15 protein-coding genes and 2 pseudogenes are annotated in these 20109 nt (G+C 35.5%); 2 read left to right on the forward strand and 15 right to left on the reverse strand.

Features of this window, described 5'->3' with window-relative positions; all coding sequences use genetic code 11:
* Nucleotides 1–14: 14 nt before the first annotated feature.
* Nucleotides 15–1295 carry an ABC transporter substrate-binding protein gene (locus LB888_RS03045; protein ID WP_318753567.1) on the reverse strand — a complete coding sequence of 427 codons (1281 nt, stop codon included), beginning with the start codon at nucleotides 1293–1295 and terminating at the stop codon, nucleotides 15–17.
* 138 nt (nucleotides 1296–1433) lie between these two features.
* Here LB888_RS03045 and LB888_RS03050 point away from each other — a divergent pair, with 138 nt between their 5' ends.
* The gene (locus tag LB888_RS03050) at nucleotides 1434–2297 is read left to right on the forward strand and encodes an AraC family transcriptional regulator (protein WP_318753568.1); all 864 of its coding nucleotides are present in this window, start codon (nucleotides 1434–1436) and stop codon (nucleotides 2295–2297) included.
* A gap of 62 nt (nucleotides 2298–2359) precedes the next feature.
* On the opposite strand, the gene LB888_RS03055 is transcribed toward LB888_RS03050, so the two are convergent.
* The 13 genes and pseudogenes from LB888_RS03055 to LB888_RS03120 all read right to left on the reverse strand — a co-directional run bounded on the left by LB888_RS03055 (nucleotide 2360) and on the right by LB888_RS03120 (nucleotide 17371).
* Nucleotides 2360–3301, reverse strand: coding sequence for an alpha/beta hydrolase (locus LB888_RS03055; RefSeq protein ID WP_318753569.1), 942 nt, complete (start codon nucleotides 3299–3301; stop codon nucleotides 2360–2362).
* Nucleotides 3288–4654: pseudogene (locus LB888_RS12145) on the reverse strand (MATE family efflux transporter). The gene LB888_RS03055 and the pseudogene LB888_RS12145 overlap by 14 nt, the downstream one beginning before the upstream one ends.
* A gap of 112 nt (nucleotides 4655–4766) precedes the next feature.
* A complete protein-coding gene (locus LB888_RS03070; protein WP_318753571.1) occupies nucleotides 4767–5312 on the reverse strand; it encodes a polysaccharide deacetylase family protein in 546 nt (181 codons plus the stop codon).
* Between the two features lie 34 nt (nucleotides 5313–5346).
* Entirely contained in the window at nucleotides 5347–5544 is a 198-nt protein-coding gene (locus LB888_RS03075; RefSeq protein WP_318753572.1) for a hypothetical protein, read from the reverse strand.
* Between the two features lie 137 nt (nucleotides 5545–5681).
* Complete coding sequence (locus LB888_RS03080; RefSeq protein WP_318753573.1) at nucleotides 5682–7862, reverse strand: endo-1,4-beta-xylanase; 2181 nt, start codon at nucleotides 7860–7862, stop codon at nucleotides 5682–5684.
* A 30-nt stretch (nucleotides 7863–7892) separates the two neighbouring features.
* Nucleotides 7893–8270 (reverse strand): annotated as a pseudogene (locus LB888_RS03085) (polysaccharide deacetylase family protein).
* Nucleotides 8271–8290: 20 nt separating this feature from the next.
* On the reverse strand, nucleotides 8291–9823 hold the full coding sequence (locus tag LB888_RS03090; protein WP_318753574.1) for a glycoside hydrolase family 43 protein: 1533 nt from the start codon (nucleotides 9821–9823) through the stop codon (nucleotides 8291–8293).
* Complete coding sequence (locus tag LB888_RS03095) at nucleotides 9823–10941, reverse strand: glycosyl hydrolase family 8 (RefSeq protein WP_318753575.1); 1119 nt, start codon at nucleotides 10939–10941, stop codon at nucleotides 9823–9825. The genes LB888_RS03090 and LB888_RS03095 overlap by 1 nt, the downstream gene beginning before the upstream one ends.
* A 13-nt stretch (nucleotides 10942–10954) precedes the next feature.
* Nucleotides 10955–13066, reverse strand: coding sequence for a glycoside hydrolase family 3 C-terminal domain-containing protein (locus LB888_RS03100; RefSeq protein ID WP_318753576.1), 2112 nt, complete (start codon nucleotides 13064–13066; stop codon nucleotides 10955–10957).
* Nucleotides 13067–13093: 27 nt separating this feature from the next.
* On the reverse strand, nucleotides 13094–13714 hold the full coding sequence (locus LB888_RS03105; protein WP_318753577.1) for a DUF624 domain-containing protein: 621 nt from the start codon (nucleotides 13712–13714) through the stop codon (nucleotides 13094–13096).
* 21 nt (nucleotides 13715–13735) lie between these two features.
* Nucleotides 13736–14632, reverse strand: a complete 897-nt coding sequence (locus LB888_RS03110; RefSeq protein WP_078755858.1) for a carbohydrate ABC transporter permease — start codon at nucleotides 14630–14632, stop codon at nucleotides 13736–13738.
* A 12-nt stretch (nucleotides 14633–14644) separates the two neighbouring features.
* Nucleotides 14645–15604: an ABC transporter permease gene (locus tag LB888_RS03115; protein WP_318753578.1), complete on the reverse strand. Its 960-nt coding sequence runs from the start codon at nucleotides 15602–15604 to the stop codon at nucleotides 14645–14647.
* Between the two features lie 90 nt (nucleotides 15605–15694).
* On the reverse strand, nucleotides 15695–17371 hold the full coding sequence (locus LB888_RS03120) for an extracellular solute-binding protein (RefSeq protein WP_318753579.1): 1677 nt from the start codon (nucleotides 17369–17371) through the stop codon (nucleotides 15695–15697).
* Nucleotides 17372–17687: 316 nt separating this feature from the next.
* On the opposite strand from LB888_RS03120, the gene LB888_RS03125 reads away from it, so the two are divergent.
* On the forward strand, nucleotides 17688–18533 hold the full coding sequence (locus LB888_RS03125) for an AraC family transcriptional regulator (protein ID WP_318753580.1): 846 nt from the start codon (nucleotides 17688–17690) through the stop codon (nucleotides 18531–18533).
* Between the two features lie 104 nt (nucleotides 18534–18637).
* Here LB888_RS03125 and LB888_RS03130 read toward each other — a convergent pair whose 3' ends face one another.
* Nucleotides 18638–20107, reverse strand: a complete 1470-nt coding sequence (locus LB888_RS03130) for a GH39 family glycosyl hydrolase (RefSeq protein WP_318753581.1) — start codon at nucleotides 20105–20107, stop codon at nucleotides 18638–18640.
* Between the last annotated feature and the right edge of the window lie 2 nt (nucleotides 20108–20109).

Genomic DNA, 20109 nt, shown 5'->3' on the forward strand with positions numbered 1-20109 from the left:
TTTTTACACAGATATTAGTTATTTAATTGGTTTTCTGCTTGGGCTTGAGCATCTTGGAAGATTTGATCGATGTCGCCACCAGCTAAATACTGTTGTAAAGCTGCCACCATAATATCTTCAATTGCATAGGTATGAATACCATAGTTTAATGAAGGAATTTCAGCAGACCATTCGGCAAAATCTTTATAAATTGTTTGTCCGCCAAAAAATTCAACTTCAGTATCATAGGCATCTGATTCTAGTGCAGGTAAATACGTACCTAAAGCACCCATTTCCGTAATCAAATCACCATAAAATTCAACATTAGAACCAAATGTTTTAGCTAAGAAATCAGCTGCAGCTTCTGAACCTTCCTTATTAATCACATAGAATGAAGAACCACCTAAGTTAGAAGAATGAGTTGCTCCATCCACTTCTTGTTTAGGCCAAGGCACAACCGTCCACTTACCAGCTTGATCTGCTGCTTGAACAACTGATGGTGTAATCCAGTTTCCTTGCGGAACAGTCCAAACGACACCGGTGTTGAACGCTTCTAACATTTGAGCCCAGTCACTATGAACGTTCACTAAATCTTTTTCATACATTGATTTGAAAGTAGCAAAAGCTTCTTTTAAAGCAGCATTGTTAGCAATGTTTGGTGTGACTCCGTCTTCTGTCGTATACCAAGAACCAGATCCGTTAATCATCGCACGTAATAGTCCAAGATCATTTAAATCCATTGATAAAGTTTTTAAACCAGTAGTTTCTTGTACTTTTAAGCCGATTTCTTCTAATTCTGTCCAAGTAATGTCTTGTAAATCATCTACTTTATATCCTGCTTCTTCTAGAATATCCGTACGTACATATAAACCTGTAACCCCAGTATCAAAAGGTACTGAATAGAAATTATCTTCTACCGTACTTGCTTCAATTTTATATGGTGCAAAATCTTCTGAATTAATATAATCATTTAAAGGAATAAAAGTATCTGGATATGCTGTTAAGAAACTTTGTGCACGATAGTCTTCAATTAAAACAATATTTGGTAAGCTATCTGTTACACCAGCACTCATTGCTGTATTTAATTTTTGAATAATGTCATCTTGTGCATTTTCTTCAATTGTTACTTTTAAATCTGGGTTTTCTTTTGCATAATATTCCGCCGCAATATTTAAGGCTTTAATATTAAAGTTCGGATCCCATGCCCACACATTAATTTCTTCTTGAGCTGAAACACTTGGAAGATTTGTTGCTAAAGCTGATCCTAAAGTTCCGACTGCTAATAAACCACTAAACTTTTTCATCCATTTTTTCATTCTTTTTTCCTCCTAATTTTTTGAAACAAATCTGAAAACGTTTTCTACACTTTAAATTATATGATACAACTGTAGAATAATCTATGTTATAATGAATAAAAATACATGGAATAATGTTTCCAATCAATGGAGGGTGCTATGAGAAATTTATGGGTTTATTTTAACAATCCAGAAACGGATTTAAATATTGATGAGTGTGGCATCCAAACTTATAACGAAGTCGAGACTTATCAGTACAAAGTTTATCAAAATTATGTCCTCCATTTAGTAGTGGATGGGGAAGGTTTTTTTAAGGTTGATGGACAAGAATACCGTCTTAGCAAGGACGAAGGCTATATTATTCGCCACTCTGATGATGTTCATTATTACCCTAATTTAGAACATCCCTGGACGACCTATTGGATTGGACTAAAAGGAGACAAATTGGATGAATATCTTACCGGTACTTTGTTGAAAAATGAGCATGTAATAAAGTTCCATCCTAATGGCAAAACTCAAGAGGTAATTAAAAACATTTGTGAAACTACCTTAAAAAATGAATCAAATTTACCTAATGAATTCTGGTACAAGAGTCAATTGTATTTATTATTTAATTATATAAAAAAGGAATTTTCGGTTAAAAATACGACCAACTCGTTGGTCTCGAAAGAATTAGCCGAAGTGGCCTACCATTATATTTATACCAATTATATGAATGAGATTAGTATAGAAGAAGTCGCTGAATACCTAGCGGTCAGTCGTAGTTATTTATATAAATTATTTAAGAAAAAATACGACTTTTCGCCACAGCAATTTTTACTCGACCGACGATTAACAGTCGCAGCTTCTTTACTTTTAACCACCGATGACACAATTAGTGCGATAAGTCAAAAAGTCGGCTTTCATGATCCACTCTATTTTTCTAAGAGCTTTTCTAATTATTATGATTTAAGTCCGAGCAAATTTCGCGAACAACATGACTATGATTCCTATTTAGAATCTTGGGAAAAATTTGGCGATTAAGTCTGAATAATCTATAATAACCTCAAAAAACGTCGACTGGTTTCATACCAGCCGACGCTTTTTTATTCTTCATACCAACTTTTTGCAGGTAATTCTAACTTGAATCTTTCTAACAACCACGTTTCTAACAAATCCATCCATTTCGCTACATTTAAATTAATTTTGGATTGCGCATCCGATGACAGTTGGGTTGCAACACTTAATCCATGCGGCCCTGTTTCAAAAATATGACAAGCAAATGGGATTTCTTCAGCTGCTAATGCTTTCGCCATCAAGGTAGTTTGTTCAATCGGTACTTGTTGATCACCAAAGGTTGACCATAAAAACATTGGTGGAGTATCCTTACTTACCTGACGCGCTGGACTTGCTAAAAATAAAGTTTCATCACTCGGGGTGCAGGTGCCAAATAATACTGTGCTTGATTTACTAAAGAAAGCTTTTCCTTCTGGTCGCTTTTTATCCAAATAATCTCTCATTGCAAAATAATCTGAAATTGGATAACCGGCAATCACCAAAGCGGGTCGCAGTGCTTTCCCAACATTATCAAAGGCTTCTTGAATCAGATCATGATTCCAGTGAACACCGTAAGATAATACATTATGACCACCAGCAGAAAAACCACATATTCCAATTCGGTCAACATCAACCAACCACTCTTCGGAATATTCACGAATTAATAGCATCGCTTTCGCAATATCATGCATTGGTTTTGGAAATTGAGTCCGTTCTTTTGGCTCTAATGTTTCACTTTGATGAACAATCATATAATCATCATCTGGTTCTAAATAGACATTATATCTAAGAACAAACGCATGGTAGCCCATACTATTTAATTTTAAAGCTACAGGCTCTCCTTCACGGTCGGAACAATTAAAATATCCCCCACCTGGACATACAATAATAGCCGGTCTTTTCTTTCCATTTAATAATTCAGTCGAATCATCTAATAGATACGTTGTTAAAGTGGCATGAACATCATTCTCGACTAAATTAATTTTTTTCACTAACAATTAAATCTCCTCCAAATTCTTGAAGTGTATGTGCTTTTTTAAAGCGATAATATTTCCACATCATCGGTATTAATGCTCCTATCCATGCTAAGGGGTTTGCGATAATGGCGCCAATAAATCCAAAATATTTCGATAAAATAACGGCAGCAAACACTCTCATAGATAATTCGATAATTCCTGCAATGGTTGGTACCCTAGTCTCACCCACACCTTGCAGCGTATAACGGTAAATAAACAACATAGCTAAGAAGAAATAAATAGAAGAATTTGTTAAGAAAAACCATTTTGAAAGTGCAAGCACTTCTGTCTGGCCTTTCCCTATAAAGATTTCAATTAAATGATGACTAAATAAATTAATTAATATCCCCACAATAAAACTATATGTAACAGATATTTTTACTGTATCGCGAACTCCAACCCAAATGCGCTCATATTTTTTGCACCATAATTTTGTGCTGCATACGTTGCCATAGCCACGCCAAAGGACATCATCGGCATCGTAGCGACTTGATCAATTTTATTTGATGCTGTATAAGCCGCTACCGCGGTTGATCCCAAACGGTTTAAGGAGATTTGAATAGCAATAGCACCAATCGCAATAATTGACATTTGGAATCCCATAGGAAAGCCTATTCCTAAGTGATGGCGCACTTCTTCTTTAGTTGTTTTAAAAGATTCTCTTTTAAGATGTAACATTGGTAAATTACGCCATATATAAATTAAACATGCAATTGCTGAAAAACATTGTGAAACAACCGTTGCTATTGCTGCTCCATCAACGCCCATCTTTAACTTCAAGATAAAGAACAAATCTAAAGCAATATTGATAAAACTAGCAATGATTAAAAAAACCAACGGTGTTCTAGAATCCCCAATGGCGCGCAAAATGTTAGATAGTAGATTATATAACATGGTCGCTAAGATTCCACTACAAATAATAAAAATATATTTAGCAGCATGTTCCATAATTTCAGGTGGAGTCTGCATGGCTTCTAACAACTTTCGACTTAACATCATACTGGCAATAGATAAAACACTACCGATACCAAAAGTTATCATCAAAGAGACACCAAATGATTTATTTAGCTGATGATATTCTTTAGCTCCATATTTTTGTGATAACGGAATTGCAAAGCCGGACGTTAAGCCATGAGCAAACCCTAAAATTAAAAACATAATACTCCCAGTAGAACCTACTGCAGCTAAAGCTTCCACCCCTATTGTACGGCTCACAATAAAAGTATCTGCCATATTATAAATTTATTGAAAAATATTACCAATAAAAAGCGGAATTGCAAAAAGCAAAATAAGTTTTATTGGATTACCTTTAGTCATATCGTTTGCCATACATTTTACTCCCAAACACTTAAATCAATAGATTAAAAGTGAGATAACATTATTATCGAATAGTTATCTCACATTAATTAATAAATTCTCTTACTAAATCGTCAACAACCAGTTAACTTAAGATATCATCTACGGTCATAAATTGATAATTTTTATCAGATAAATCTGTTAAGATTTCAGGTAATGCTATTACCGTTTGTTCAAAACAATGCAACAACAATATGTCGTTATTAGTAACATTTTTTTGAACGTTTTGGATTATTTCTGGTGCCTCAATTTTTGACCAATCCTTTGAATCTGCTGTCCACAAGACAATCTTTTTATCAATGAATTTTTCAACTTCTTCATTAATATACCCATATGGTGGTCTCAACAAATGTGGGATTTTATCGGTATAGCGTTTAATGACTTCATCAGCTTTTTCAACTTCTACTCTCACTTCATCGGCTGTTAATTTTGTTAGGTCCGGATGAGTGAAAGTATGGTTGCCAAGTTGATGTCCTTCCTCAACCATTCGTGTCATAACTGCTTGATGTTGCGCTTCCAATTCTGCCCAAATAAAGAAGGTTGCCTTAACCTCGAACTGATTTAATATATCTAATATTTCATTGGTGTATTCATTAGGTCCATCATCGAATGTAATGGCTATTTTCTTCATCTAAATTCACCTCACTTAAATCGTCAACAACCAGCTAACTTAAGATATCATCTACGGTCACAAATTGATAATTTTTATCAGTTAAATCTGTTAAGATTTCAGGTAATGCTATTACCGTTTGTTCAAAACAATGCAACAACAATATGTCGTTATTGGTAACATTTTTTTGAACTTTTTGGATTATTTCTGGTGCCTCAATTTTTGACCAATCCTTTGAATCTGCTGTCCACAAGACAATCTTTTTATCAATGATTTTTGGTTCTACGTCAAATGACGTTGGTGGAGAATAATAATCTTTTTTGTTGAATTATTTTTAGATAAGTTCTATGGCTCGCTTTAGCGACCATAGAACTTGTTTCTGTTTGTACTCTACCTTTCTGAATCAACACTGTATCCTCCTAATTCAAGCTCACCAAAGACCATGGGGTTTTGATATCCTTGGCCACTTAAATCATTCCATATAGCTACACTTTCTCTGTTTCCAGATGTCGCATCATTTATTTGTAAGTCAAAACCAATGGCATCTCCTTCTTCAGGGTCTAAAACCTGCCATTTAATAGCCATTTGCACACTGTATCCTGTAGCCGTTTGAGTCACAAGTGAACGCTCAATGGCCTGAGCCGTTGTTTCTCCAACAGTTTCTTCACCATCTGCATTCACCCGGTATTGACCATCTCCTTCTTTATATGAAGAGTCAGAATGACGAGTCTCACTAAGAAATACTTCTATCGAATCTTGCTCCCAGTCTTCTTCTCCAGTCGTATCAATAGTGCTATCATCGACTTCTACGAGAACGTATAGATAATCTTCATCCCAAAGAAGTCTCCCCACACCCGTGGCTCCTTGCCAAGCCATTTGATAACGATTCACGTCTATAGAATCCGCTGCATACCAAAGTTCATCTAACTCTTCACTTATTTCAGGGGTCCCATAAGTTGCTACAGTCCGCCTATTTTCCACTTCCTCCTTCTCTGAAGCATAGGTTGCTAAAAAGCCTTCCGGGTCAATAACTGCTTCAAAGGCCTTTTTGGGCTGTAAGTCCCCATCAAAAAGAAGAGGACTACTTTCCGATCGCCAACTTGTAGAATCGTTTAACCCCCAAAACGTTACTCTTGAGATTACGTCAGAATGCTCTTTGTACAATGAAAATAGCTGAGCGTACAGAATTCCCTGAGCAATTTCTTCTTCTTCTGTTAATTCCGAAGTAGTGTTTGCTTGAATATCCAACTCTGTAACACCTATTTCTACATCTAACTCTTTAAATCGCTCTATAGATTGCCGGACATTATCTATATTGGTTCCCATATTGTAATGTCCTTGCATTCCCACACCATCAATTAAACGTTCACCAGGATGGTTTTCTGCATAATTTTCGTTAATTTCTTTTACCATATGATAAATAGCTGTGGCTTTATTTTGATTATCATCATTGTAGTCATTGTAGTAAAGTTTGACATCGTGCCAACCGTTTTCATCTAGCACTTCCCTAGCTTTCATAAAAGCCAATTCAACATAGTCATCTCCAATGGCTTCAGCCCACTCTGATCGTCTTAACATAGAACGCCACATTTCAGGGTCAGTTGGATTATCATTCATTGCTTCGTTTACTACATCCCATGAAATAACGCTGTCCCCGTATGCTAAAATGGTTTTTTCTATGTGACTTTCCATATTAGCTAAAGCTTCTTCCCGCGACAATCGTTCTCCATCTCTCGTATGTAGCCATTCTGGTGATTGCTGGTGCCAGACTAATACGTGTCCATGAAGCAGTAATCCTTCCTCTTTCACTCTATCTACCAATCTTATTTGATCGGTAACGTCAAATTCCTGATTAGAGTTGTAAGATGATGCCGGCTTCATCGCATTTTCAGCAGTTACCAAATTATGATGCTCTTTAAGAAGCTCTAATCTCTGCCCACCCAATTCTGACATAGATACAGCATTACCTATTAAGAAGTACTCCTCATACACTTCCTTTATTGACTGGACATCTGATTGAGTTAGTGTTTCGATTTTGTTGCCAGTGGGGGTTAGAGTGAAATCGTCAATCATGTAAGAAACGGAATCATTCCCTGAACTTTCAACGTAAACACTAATAAAATCATCGACTATAGAGTCGTATCTAAAAGTCCCTTCTAAAAGCTTCCATGTATGAGAATTAACCATTTGATTATCAATGGTCTGATAGCTAGCATTATTCCCCTCCCCAATTTGAGTGGATAACTGTAATTCAGCGGATCCTTCGTCTACAAGTTTCACCCTAACGGAAAAATGATATTCCATAGATTCTTCTACTAATTCACTAATTTGAAGCGATGGCCCATTCCAAGCTTCTGTTCTACCAGTGACTTTTAATGCGTGCTCTCCTTCATATGCATCCTCATTTGTTTGTTCGACTGTTTCATTCTCACCTCTTGGTCCAAACCCTTCTGGCCCGTCTTCAAAAGTGATATGATAACCCTCATTTGATTCAGCAAGGGAAACAGATGGAAAAGCTAATCCTATAAGTAAAGTGTTCAATACAATGAACGTTAATAATTTAATTTTCATAAATCCTCCTAGGTTATCGCTTTCAATACTTTACATGTGTTTTACTGTATTTAAGCAAAGATGTCTATAGTTAATTTTGATTTTTTCAACTTCTTCATTAATATACCCATATGGTGGTCTCAACAAATGTGGGTTTTTATCGGTATAGCGTTTAATGACTTCTTCAGCTTTTTCAACTTCTACTCTCACTTCATCGGCTGTTATTTTTGTTAGGTCCGGATGAGTGAAAGTATGGTTGCCAAGTTGATGTCCTTCCTCAACCATTCGTGTCATAACTGCTTGATGTTACGCTTCCAATTCTGCCCAAATAAAGAAGATTGCCTTAACCTCGAACTGATTTAATATATCTAATATTTCATTGGTGTATTCATTAGGTCCATCATCAAATGTAATGGCTAATTTCTTCATCTAAACTCACCTCATTAAAATCATCGATTGATTTGATGTGTGATATTATTTACTTTTAAGTAACCCTCTGATGGTTTATCTTCAGATATAGCAAAAACTCCTAAAGTACATCCCACAAATCCGCCTGCTACTTCTGTACTTAAATAGTGGGCATCCACTTTATCCGCTACTACTAATTCATCACCATCAAATAAGACTTTACCTGTTAATTGTTGTCCGTCCCCTTCAAAGATTAAGGTCATTGATGAGGATGGCACCGTTTGTTGACCTAAAATTGTCGTTTCACCATCTAATACTGATTCCATTAAAACCTGATAATCGGTTTGATTTTTCTCAACTCTTAATTGAATGTAATAAAGATTATTTTGTAACAACACAATCCCACCAGTCGAATTAGCGTCTAATCTGGCATCGATTTCGACAGCGAAGCGATAATACATTGATTTCTGTCTTAAACCAAGATAGGTTGGGCTATCAATATCCTGTAAGCTTACTCGGCTAGGTATTAAACTTACCGAATGGTCCGTTTCATTCCAACGATAGTTCTCTTCAATAGGGTTTCTTAAATATAAGAAAGCTGGATTATCTTTGGTAATGGCAAAGTGACTGACTTTCTCAGTTGGTAACAATGGTAATAAATGAGGGGCTTCGGTTAATAAACGGCCTTCGCCTGGATTCACCACCGGCCATCCATCTTCCCATTTCACTTCTGCTAAAAATGTTTCTCTTCCTAAATTACTATACCCATCAAAAATACGACTAGCTAAGCATGTCATATACCAATGGCCTTCCGGTGTCTCAACAAGGTCACCATGTCCAACATTACAAACTGGGAAATCTTTACCTAAATGTCGATGCGTTAAAATCGGATTATTTTTATTACCAATGTATGGACCATCCACTTTTTCTGAACGCGCAATGGTAATGGCATGATTAAAACTCGTTCCACCTTCAGCAATCATTAAGTAATAATAACCATCTTTTTTATAGATATGCGGTCCTTCTGGCCAAATTGCGTCTCGCAACGCTCCTTTCCATAAGGCTGTACTCACACCTACTAATTGATGCGTTTCTAAGTCTAATTCTTGTAACCAAACTTCCCAATCTCCATTGTAGGTGACCCCTTTGGGATTAGGTCTGGTACCAACGTAATAACATTTGCCATCTTCATCAAAGAATAAACTAGGATCAATGCCCGGTGCATTTTCTAAATAGTGTGGCTCTGACCAAGGCCCCGCTGGGTCTGTCGCCGTTACATAAAAGTTGCCTCCATTGGTAACATTGGTAGTGGTCATATAAAATATCCCATCATGATAGCGAATGCTTGGTGCAAAAATCCCTTGAGAATGGTCCGCATTTTGTAATGGTAATTGTTCGGGTCTATCTAAAATATTGCCAATCTGAGTCCAATTAACCAAATCTTTACTATGATAAATAGGAACACCAGGAAAATAAGCAAAGGTCGACGTAACTAAATAATAATCATCCCCTACCGCACAAACAGATGGATCAGGAGAAAAACCTTCTAAAATTGGATTCTTGTATAAATTCATTATTCGCCTACTTTCTCGAATGCTCGGTAACGACCGCTTAATGACATAAATGAGAATGCATATAAGAAGTTATCATAATATCTTCTCTCACCTTTACGGATAGGTGTCGCCCAGAATCGTTTGACAAATTCTTTCGCATTATCTGTTTCTTTATTAGCCAACGAAGCTGCAGCTAAAGTTGCTAATAACCCTACTGGGTGTAAGATTTCCTTATCGGTTGGCTCTCCCTCAATGGTTAACTCATATTGATAACCTGGATTGTTTTCGTCGATAAAGAATTGTTGTAATGTTTTAAGTCTTTCCTGTAAAACAGGAATTTTTTCATTCCATTCCATATCAATCGCTACGTTCATGGCCGTACGATAGGCATCACTATAAAAATGTGGATGTTCACTATCATATTTCGGTGTCCCATCGTATAAACTATATTCAGGATTTAAGCCAGTTTCTGGATGGAAAGCAGTCGGTAAATATTCACGACTCGCTTGTGCAGCCTCTTTAAAAAATGCGCGATCTTCCTCGAAAGCATGAATCGCAAAATAATCATAAAAATGTGGCACATGATAGGATGGATCAGTAAAATCGCAATTCGGAACAAACTTAATTAACTTAGTTTCAGGATCAAACATTGGATCGCCTTCGAATTTACTACCTTTATGGACCATGTATTTCAGTAATTCTTGCGCTTCATGTAAATAATTATAGATTCCTTCGCCATCACCCCAGCGATTAGACGCAAAAATTAAATCAATTGCAAAGAACTCTTCTCCATCTGGAGCAGGTCCATATGAGTTTTTCTCACCTGAAGGGTCAACCGACCAAGCAAAATAATGTGCGTTTTCGCCAGTATCCATATACATGTATTTTTTAGTCCAGCCCCATAATTTATCAAAGTAATCTTTTTTATCATATTGAACGGCTAATAGCATCGCATAGGACATTCCTTCAGTTCTGACATCGATATTCCCTGTATCAACGACGTAACCTAAACCTTCGTCGTTTTCAAAATATACTTTGTCTGGTCCTTCAAACATTTCATACCAAATATTATCAAGTCTTTCTTGAATTTCTTTTTCATCGTATCCATACTCTTGGAACAAATTTGTATATTTCTTCATCGCTTTCTCCTTGTTATTTTAATAATAATTCTTCAGATAATGGTGTTGGTTGATTTAGTTCAGCTAGACGGTCACATGGGAATCCGGTCGAAATGGTCAATAAGACTTTTTCACCATCTAAAATGCGTTCACCCGCATCATCCACCACTGTTAAATTCGAAACTGGCACGTCAAGCTTCACGGTTTCTATAGCACCTTTCGCTAAAGCAATACGCTTAAATCCAACTAGTTTACCATTTAATGTTTCATGTTTTGAATCTGTCTTAGCATAAACTTGAATCACTTCTTCAATATCAAAGTCGCCCGTATTCTCAACGGTTACCTCAACGTTATAGCATTCATTTGCTTTATTCACCACTAAATCCTTAAGTTCCACTTTAGAATAATGTAAGCCATAGCCAAATGGATATAATGGTGTTTCTTCTAAGTAACGGTAAGTTCTATTTTTCATACCGTAATCTGAGAAATCAGGTAAGTTTTCTGCCGTACGATAGAAGGTTAATGGTAATTTTCCACTTGGACTAATCTCTCCAAAAATCATTTCAGCTAGAGCCGTTCCACCATGACTACCTGGATACCAAGTGTGAACAATCGCTTTAAGATTAGGGTGTTCTTCCAACCCATTTAATGAAATCGCAGAACCAGCTGATACCGCCAGTATTACCGGTTTACCAATGGCTAATACTTTTTCTATTAGACGACGTTGTACTTCTGGTAAGAAGAGATCATACTTATCTCCCGAACCGTATACATTACCAGAATCCCCTTGTTCTCCCTCAATAGTTGGATCTAATCCTAGACATAGAACCACCACATCCGAATGTTTCGCCGCAATTATCGCTTCCGATTCTCTTTCGAATGGACGAGACAAAGTAGACTCTGCATGTTCTTTAAATAAATGACCACCCGGAGCATAAAACACCCTGGCATCGTCGCCTAAATAATTTTGCAAACCATCAACAAAGGTCGTATTTCTTTCCGCAATACCAAAATAGTTTCCTTGTAAGACTTCAACGCTGCGAGCATTAGGTCCAATCACTGCTACCGCTTGAATATCCACTTTATTAAGTGGTAAGAAATCTTTGTTTTCTAATAGAACCATTGATTTACGTGCTGCTTCTAGAGAAACCTTTTGATGATCCTTACTTGCATTCACTTCATATGGTATTTGATCCAATTCGTTATCATCTGCAAACATTCCTAGTCGAACACGTGTGGTATATAATTCAATAACCGAATTAGTAATTTCTTCTTCCGTAACCAGTCCACGTCCATGCGCTTCATACAAGGCATCAGAAATATTACCAGCGCATAAGTTACAACCAATTTGCATTGCTAATGCCATTGTTTCCGCTGCATTATTAGTATAATGATGGTTTAAATGTACGTCTTCTAACGCAGCATAATCAGATACGACATGTCCTTGGAAATTCCATTTTCCTCTTAAAATTTCTTGTAATAATTCCGGATGCACACAAGCTGGAATGCCATTGACTGCATTATATGCACCCATAAAGCTTTCAACATCGGCTTCTTTAACAGCAGCTTCAAATGCTGGTAAATATGTTTCATACATATCTTTTTTAGAAACAACTGCATCAAAAGAATGGCGGTCGGCTTCAGGACCACTGTGTACCGCGAAATGCTTCGCACAAGCGGCTAATTTCATATAGGGTCCATCACCTTGTAACCCTTTAATAAACGCAACCCCCATGCGTGCAGTTAAGTAAGGATCTTCACCATAGGTTTCTTGTCCTCTCCCCCAACGTGGATCACGGAAAATATTTATATTTGGTGACCAAAAAGTTAATCCTTTATAAATATCGTTGTCCGCTTCACCATGATATTGATTATATTTTGCACGTCCTTCAGTAGAAATAACATCCGCTACTTTTTCCATAAATGCTTCATCAAATATCGCCGCTAGGCCAATTGCTTGAGGGAATACCGTCGCAACCCCTGCTCGAGCGACACCATGTAGGGCTTCATTCCAATAGTTATAATCTGGAATGCCTAAACGTTCGATAGCTGGAGCTCTAAAATTAATTTGATCGATTTTCTCCTCCAATGTCATCTTTGCAACAATTTCTTTGGCTTGTACTCTTGCTTCCTTATGTGTTAACAAAGTTTAGTCACCTCTTGAATATATTTTTTAACTATTATTTGCTAATCTAAATTGAGCGAAAATACCCTCAACCATCTCTATCCCCTTCGAAATCATAAAGGGTGGTAAAATCATTCCTAAAATTGGGACTAACCAAATGCATACAGCAACTAACGCTGATCCTATCAGAAGTTTGATCGCTGTAACGATATTTAATAATAGAATGATCGTTGAATTTTTAAAGACTGTTTTAAGATTATCGGTGAATCTTGCAATATAACATAACATCAATAGAACTACCGGTGTTGCGAGAATAATCATTAAAATATGAAAAATCTGTAAGGCATCTTTTAATAGAGCATAACTGTCAATTAAAGACTGTCGATTTAATACAAAGGCTATAATCAATAACAAATAGCCTAACCAAACGATGGTACTTTGTTTAAAACTATTAAGAAACGCTATTACATATATGTGAATAAATTTTGGCTTTTCTTGAATTTTATATTCATAAATTGTCTTATACAAAGCAGAAATTGAAACGCCCACCGTCAATAACGGGATTGAAGTAAATAAAAACAGAATACCCATCAAAGCATAGTCGGCTAATTTATTTATTCCGTCTATCCGTTCTTGGCGCTCCTGAGCTCTTTTACTCTTGTGTTCCATTTTCATCACCCCTTTTTAGTATTATCCTTTAACCCCACCAATAGTTAAACCTGAAACAAAATATTTTTGTAAGAATGGATATAAACAAACAATTGGAAATGCCGTCACAATGGTAGTCGCAGCACGAACAGAAGCCGGTGTAACCATACTTGAGTTACCAGCTTCAGCAGCATTACGCATACTATCCGCATTAGCACCCTGACTCATAACTGATGATAAGAGTTTCATTAACTCATACTGTAAGGTACTCAAATTGTCATTAAAACCATTGAATAACATCGCATCGAACCAAGAGTTCCATTGCCAAACCGCAATAAATAAGGCAACCGTCGCAAGAACTGGTTTACATAATGGTAAAATAATACTCCAGAAAATACGGAGATGTCCTGCCCCATCCATTTTGGCACTTTCAACGAAACTATCTGGTAAACCGTTAATATAAGTACGAATTACTAAAAAGTTAAACGCACTAATAATACCAGGAATTACATATACCCAGAAGGTATTTAATAAACCTAATTTTTGAGTCCAAATATATCCCGGTATCATACCAGCATTTAGATACATAGTTAAAATAACCAATAAGGTAATGGGTACTCTAAAGATAAATTCTTTTCGACTCAAAATATATGCTAATAAAGCTGTTAAGAATGTTTGTGTCAGTGTTGCAATAACCGTTCTCGCTACTGAAATAAATGCAGCATTCATCAATGTTGGTCTTCTGAACACAGCTCTAAAATTATCTAATGTAAATTGTCTTGGTAATAAATAAATTCCGCCTCGCAATGTATCCATACCGTCGTTTAAAGCGACTGCCACAGTATTTAATATTGGATATAAAGTGGCTGCTATGAAAAACACTAAAAAGACCCACTTAAAAATATCAAATATTAAATCTGAAATAGAAATTTTTTTCATATAATCCACCTCCTAGAATAAACTTTCCTCACCAGCAGCTCTAGCTAACTTATTACCCAATGTTATTAAAATTATACTAACAAAAGAGTTAAAAATACCTGCAGCTGTCGCTAAAGAATAATTATTTAAGCTAATCCCAAACTTCAGGACAAAGATATCAATGGTTTGAGACACACTTTGTATTAAACCATTACCTAGTAGGTATTGTACTTCAAATCCAGCATTTAAAATATTCCCTAAATTAATTAGCAATAATATAAAGATGGTCGGTTTAATTCCCGGTAATGTAATATGCCAAATTTTTCTAACTCGGTTAGCTCCATCTATTTCGGCTGATTCATAAAGCTCTTCATTAATCGCTGACATGGCTGAAAGATAAATTATACTTCCCCAACCTGTACTTTTCCAAACATTAGCAAATCCCACTATCCACCAAAAATATTTAGGGTCTGAGAAGAAATTTATCGGTTGATTAATAATATTTAATTTTAATAATAACTGATTAACAATCCCTGTATCCGGACTTAATACATCCATGACAATTCCTGTTACGATTATCCAAGACAAAAAGTGAGGTAAATACGATACCGTTTGCATAAATTTTTTAGCATGTTTGTTTTTCACTTCATTAAGTAAGATTGCAAAACCAATTGAAAAGATGAATCCTAATGTTAAATTGATAATACTCATGGCTAATGTATTTCTTACAACCCGAAGGAAAGTAGCATCTTTAAATAAGAACATAAAGTTTTCTAGTCCAACCCACTCTTGATTAAAATATCCTTTTCCAGGTTTATAACGTTGAAAAGCCATTACCCACCCTATTAATGGAGCATAGTTAAATGTTAAAATATAAATGACAAATGGTAAGGATAATAGGACTAAATCTTTTTGATTCCAAACTTTTTCAAAAAATGTTTTTTTCTTTGCAACACGATGTGTTTTTACTTGATTAATAGCTGTATTCTCCATACAATAAACCTCCAATCTCTATTAATAAAAATTTAGCCGACGTGAATCTCAAAGATAACACTCGGCTAACATTTAAAGATGATTCTTTGATTAATTTTCGTTTTCCTCTGCTTTTTTAACTAATTCTTGTTCAAGATCATACCTTCTTTGAACTTCTTCTGTTAATGCACTTTCGTAAGCTTCAACATCTACTTGGGCATTATATGCATTCATATAATCTTCCCAATTCTTTTCAAATTTATCTGGTCCATCCATAATTATTTTGGGTAGCCATTGCATCTTAACATCATTCATATTTTGGAAAGCAATTCCCGCAGGATCAGAGCTTGTCCATTTTCCTCGAGCTGTATAAAGTGGGAACCATGGGTGAACAGGATCCTGTTTGCGCATCATTTGGTTGGAATTTTCAACACCATAGGCATCTAGCATTTCTTTATCTATTTCAGACAATGTTTTTCTATATTCAGAAGGTTGCTCACCTGGTGAAACAGTGTTTTTACCATCAGGTAACAAACCAGTATATTGAGGCATGTATCCAAATGGTACTCCATTTTGTTGGACATAGTCAGGGTTTCTCCAATTGTCCCATTGTTCCTCAGTGCGGTAGAACATTCCATCTTCATCAACTAAATAATCTTCACCTTCAACACCCCAACCACGTAAAATCATACCTTTTTCAGATACCATATCATCCCACATTTGTAAGATTCCTTCTACGTCTTTAGCACTTACGGTAATACCGATACCACCTTGTGTTGATAAAACATCGCCTTCACGATATTGAGGTAGTACATTCGGATCCAATGTTAAACCTAATGGAGCATATGTTAATTCATCTTTTCCTTGTGAAATTAAGGAATCTTCGGCTTGTTGGAAATTCCATCCTTGATCAACCATTCCTAAAACACGACCAGATGACAATTTCGCAATATACTGATCATATTTTGCTGTAAATGTTTCTGGGTCTATAATTCCTTTAGAATATTCCTCTGATAATTTTTGGAAATATTGTTTTGCTTCTGGAATTTGATCATAAACATGCGCTGTTTTTGTTTCAGCATCAACGATTGCAGCACCCTCATTTGGATGTCCTGCTAAGAACATTGGTGGATTTTCCAATGCAAATGCTCTCCAATCATCAGAAATGATTTCAAATCCAATATTTTTTTGCCCATCAGTTTCTGGATTTTCTGCCAAATAATCTTCGATTAATTTAAAATACTCATCAAGTGTTTTAATTTCAGGATAGTCAGCCCATTTTAAAATACGTTTTTGAATCCAGAATGCTTCACCACCATATTCAGTTTTTGTATCCACATTGCCTTCTCTAACTGCGAATTGAGGAATCGTATAAATATGGCCATCATTATCAGCTTTAATTTTTTCCCATTGAACATCACTTAAAATGCCTTTTAAATTTGGATAATCATCTAAATAATCTTCCAAAGGAATGAATGCTCCAGCATCGATCATAGCATTACGAGCATCTGATGGTTCTACAATATCTGGATACTCACCACCTGCTACCATTACCCCTATACGTTCTTTGGCTGTTTGACCAGTTAACCAAGTTACTTTCACACGCCAACCGAATTCTTCAGCAAACGCATCATTAATACGTGTATTTTCTGAAATTTCAACACCTGGGTTCGCAATAAATGCTGTATAATGTCTTTCTTCCTGTGCTTTTACTGGAAGGGTACTACCAACTGATGCTGTAGTTAAAAGTGTCAATGCTGAAAGTGCTAATTTGTTCAATTTTTTCATCACATTTCCTCCTAAAAAAATTTGATTTGTAGGTTAGTTTAGTAAACAAACTATAATTGCACAACAATCCGAGTAAAGACTTCCTCCTTTCGGGTCCTCGGTAGACTTACTTGAGCCTTAGACTTTTCTTAAGCTTCTGTTTATAGTTTATAATAAACCGTTTCCGTTTAAAAGACATAAAACGCTTACAAATAGACAAAATCAGTCATGCTAAAACACCTACTATTTTACTTCAAGCTTGGTAAAGCAAAAGCAACCCTTTACATATTTCTCTTTCTGAATTATATTATAGACATAAGCAAGAAAGGGGTTTATCATGACAGATTTAGAGAATTATCATTTCGGTCAAGAGATGCAACATCGTGAATATCACCCAACTGACTTAGATTTCGAAAAACATATTCATCGAAGTTTTGAACTCTGGTTTTGTGAATACGGCGAGTTTCAAATTTCAATCGATGATCACATTTATACCTTAAAACCAAATCAAATGCTTTTAATATTACCCTTCCAATCGCATGGTGTCCAATCATTTGTAAAAAATCAAGGACATATTTGGATCTTTTCTCCTGAATATATTGTTGATTTTTTCCAACAAGTACAAGGTAAAAAATTTGCTTACCCTATTATTCAATTGTCGGAAAATGACGTATCAGATCTAATGGACAAATTATTTCATAACGATTCTATTTTTTCTCATAAATGGGCACTGTATCAAATATTATCTCTTTACGAAAAACATACGGATCTTATTGACTCACAATTGAAAGATTCCATTACAGAAAAAATTGCATCATGGTTTTCTGAAAATTACGATAAAAACAAGACATTATCCGATTTAAGTGAGGATATTGGGTATAGTAATGATTATTTATCTAAAATTATTTCTTCTACTTTTGAATCGAACTTTTCTCATATTATGAATCAACACCGGATTAATCGTGCATGTTATTTATTATCTAATTCTAGTTATCCTATTACTGAAATTTCAAATCTCGCTGGCTTCCAAAATGTTCGTACATTCAATCGCAACTTTTCAAAAATGATGGATATTACGCCACGTGAATATCGCAATAGTACCTTTAACTTAGAACATACCAACGCTAAAACAGACTTTTATACAGAAGCTTTCTTAAGAACTAATCAAATAAAAGGAAAATAAATTAAGACTAGGTAAAGAACAAATTACTTGTTGTTACCTAGCCGTATTTTTTGAGTTGGTTTATAATATAAGTTAAATTATCATTACTTCCAACTTTAGTTTCATTATATTCTATCAATATAAAAACCACGATCACTCTTAATCTTTACTGATTTTAAAGTTATTAAGCCAATTTCATGTGGTTTAATTTTCACTTCAAAATCACCGTCTTTTAGTAAATCAGATATTAATTTTGGCTGTGCCCCTTGTTTTATCAAAGTAAGATGTTCTTTATTCAATGAAGCTGGCTCACCTAAATCATGCCAAACTTTTCTTGGATTAGTTGTTTTGGGATTGACTACCTGGTGAATCATGGATTGCATTCCTTTCATCCCATTAATTTTAAAATGTATTTTTAAACTTTCTTCTGCAAAATTCCAATAAACAATTCGTACATTTTTGTCTTTATCAGTAGTAATAACCACATTGTTATCACGGTATATACAATTAGGATAAAGTTGTTTAAAGAAATAAAAAGTCCAATAAGTTGGTTTCGGAATATTTCCATTTGCAACAAGACCGAATCCTCCATGAAACGGGGTAAAGGGCACCCCCATCTCTTCAAAGACATCTCCAAAAGTCCAATATGAATACAACTGCGAGGTATCCCCTAATCGCGACAACAAATACCCAACATAAGCAGCATTTAAATTAGTATCATGTAATGGTGTGTCTGGTCGATATGAGGTATTAAACTCTGTAATATGGATAGGTAACCCTTTAAATTCATCAAAGCTTTCAATTGTTTGACGAGTAACGGTTAATTCCTCCAATGATTCATCGGGGTTTCTTAATCTGGTATAACTATAATGCCCATCCACAGTCGGTTGATCAATGGTATAAAAATGACGAGTAAAATAATCCAATGCAATCTCGCGATCACGACAGAACTCTAAAAATTTAGGTTGCCAAGTCTCTTCTACTCCACCACATACAGCAGGCCCCCCAACTTTAAATTTTGGATTAAAAGCTTTTATTGCTTTAAAAGTCACTTCAAATAATTTGAAATACTCTTCCATATCGGCATTTTCCCAAAAGCCAGGTAAATTAGGTTCATTCCAAACTTCAATTGGCCAGCTTAAAACTTCATCTTCTCCATATCGCTCCATTAAATGTTGTAAAGTTACAACAACTAAATCGGTCCATTTTTGATAATCTCTTGGTGGCGTCACTTGGCCTTTCCAATAGAAGACTGTTTGGGTACCAGAAGCTAATTCTTCGGGCATAAATCCTAATTCAAGATAAGGTTTTAAACCTATCTCTTGATAAAAGTCCATGACTAAGTCTAAGTAGGTAAAATTATATTCAACGTGAGTTTTGCCGTCTTTATCTTGATATTCATGATAAATCGCCATATCATCTGAAAAAAGACCATGGCCACGAATATACTTAAATCCAATTGTTTCTTGAACATATCTTAATTGCTTTTGATAATTTTCTTGTAGTGCTAGTCCCATCCGCCCGGTTCCAATACATAAATCACTATGATTATTAAATTGGATACCTTCTGACTTCATATCCAGTTCTATCTTCATGA

It is taken from the genome of Globicatella sp. PHS-GS-PNBC-21-1553 (genome assembly GCF_033564055.1).
GTDB classification, from domain to species: domain Bacteria; phylum Bacillota; class Bacilli; order Lactobacillales; family Aerococcaceae; genus Globicatella; species Globicatella sulfidifaciens.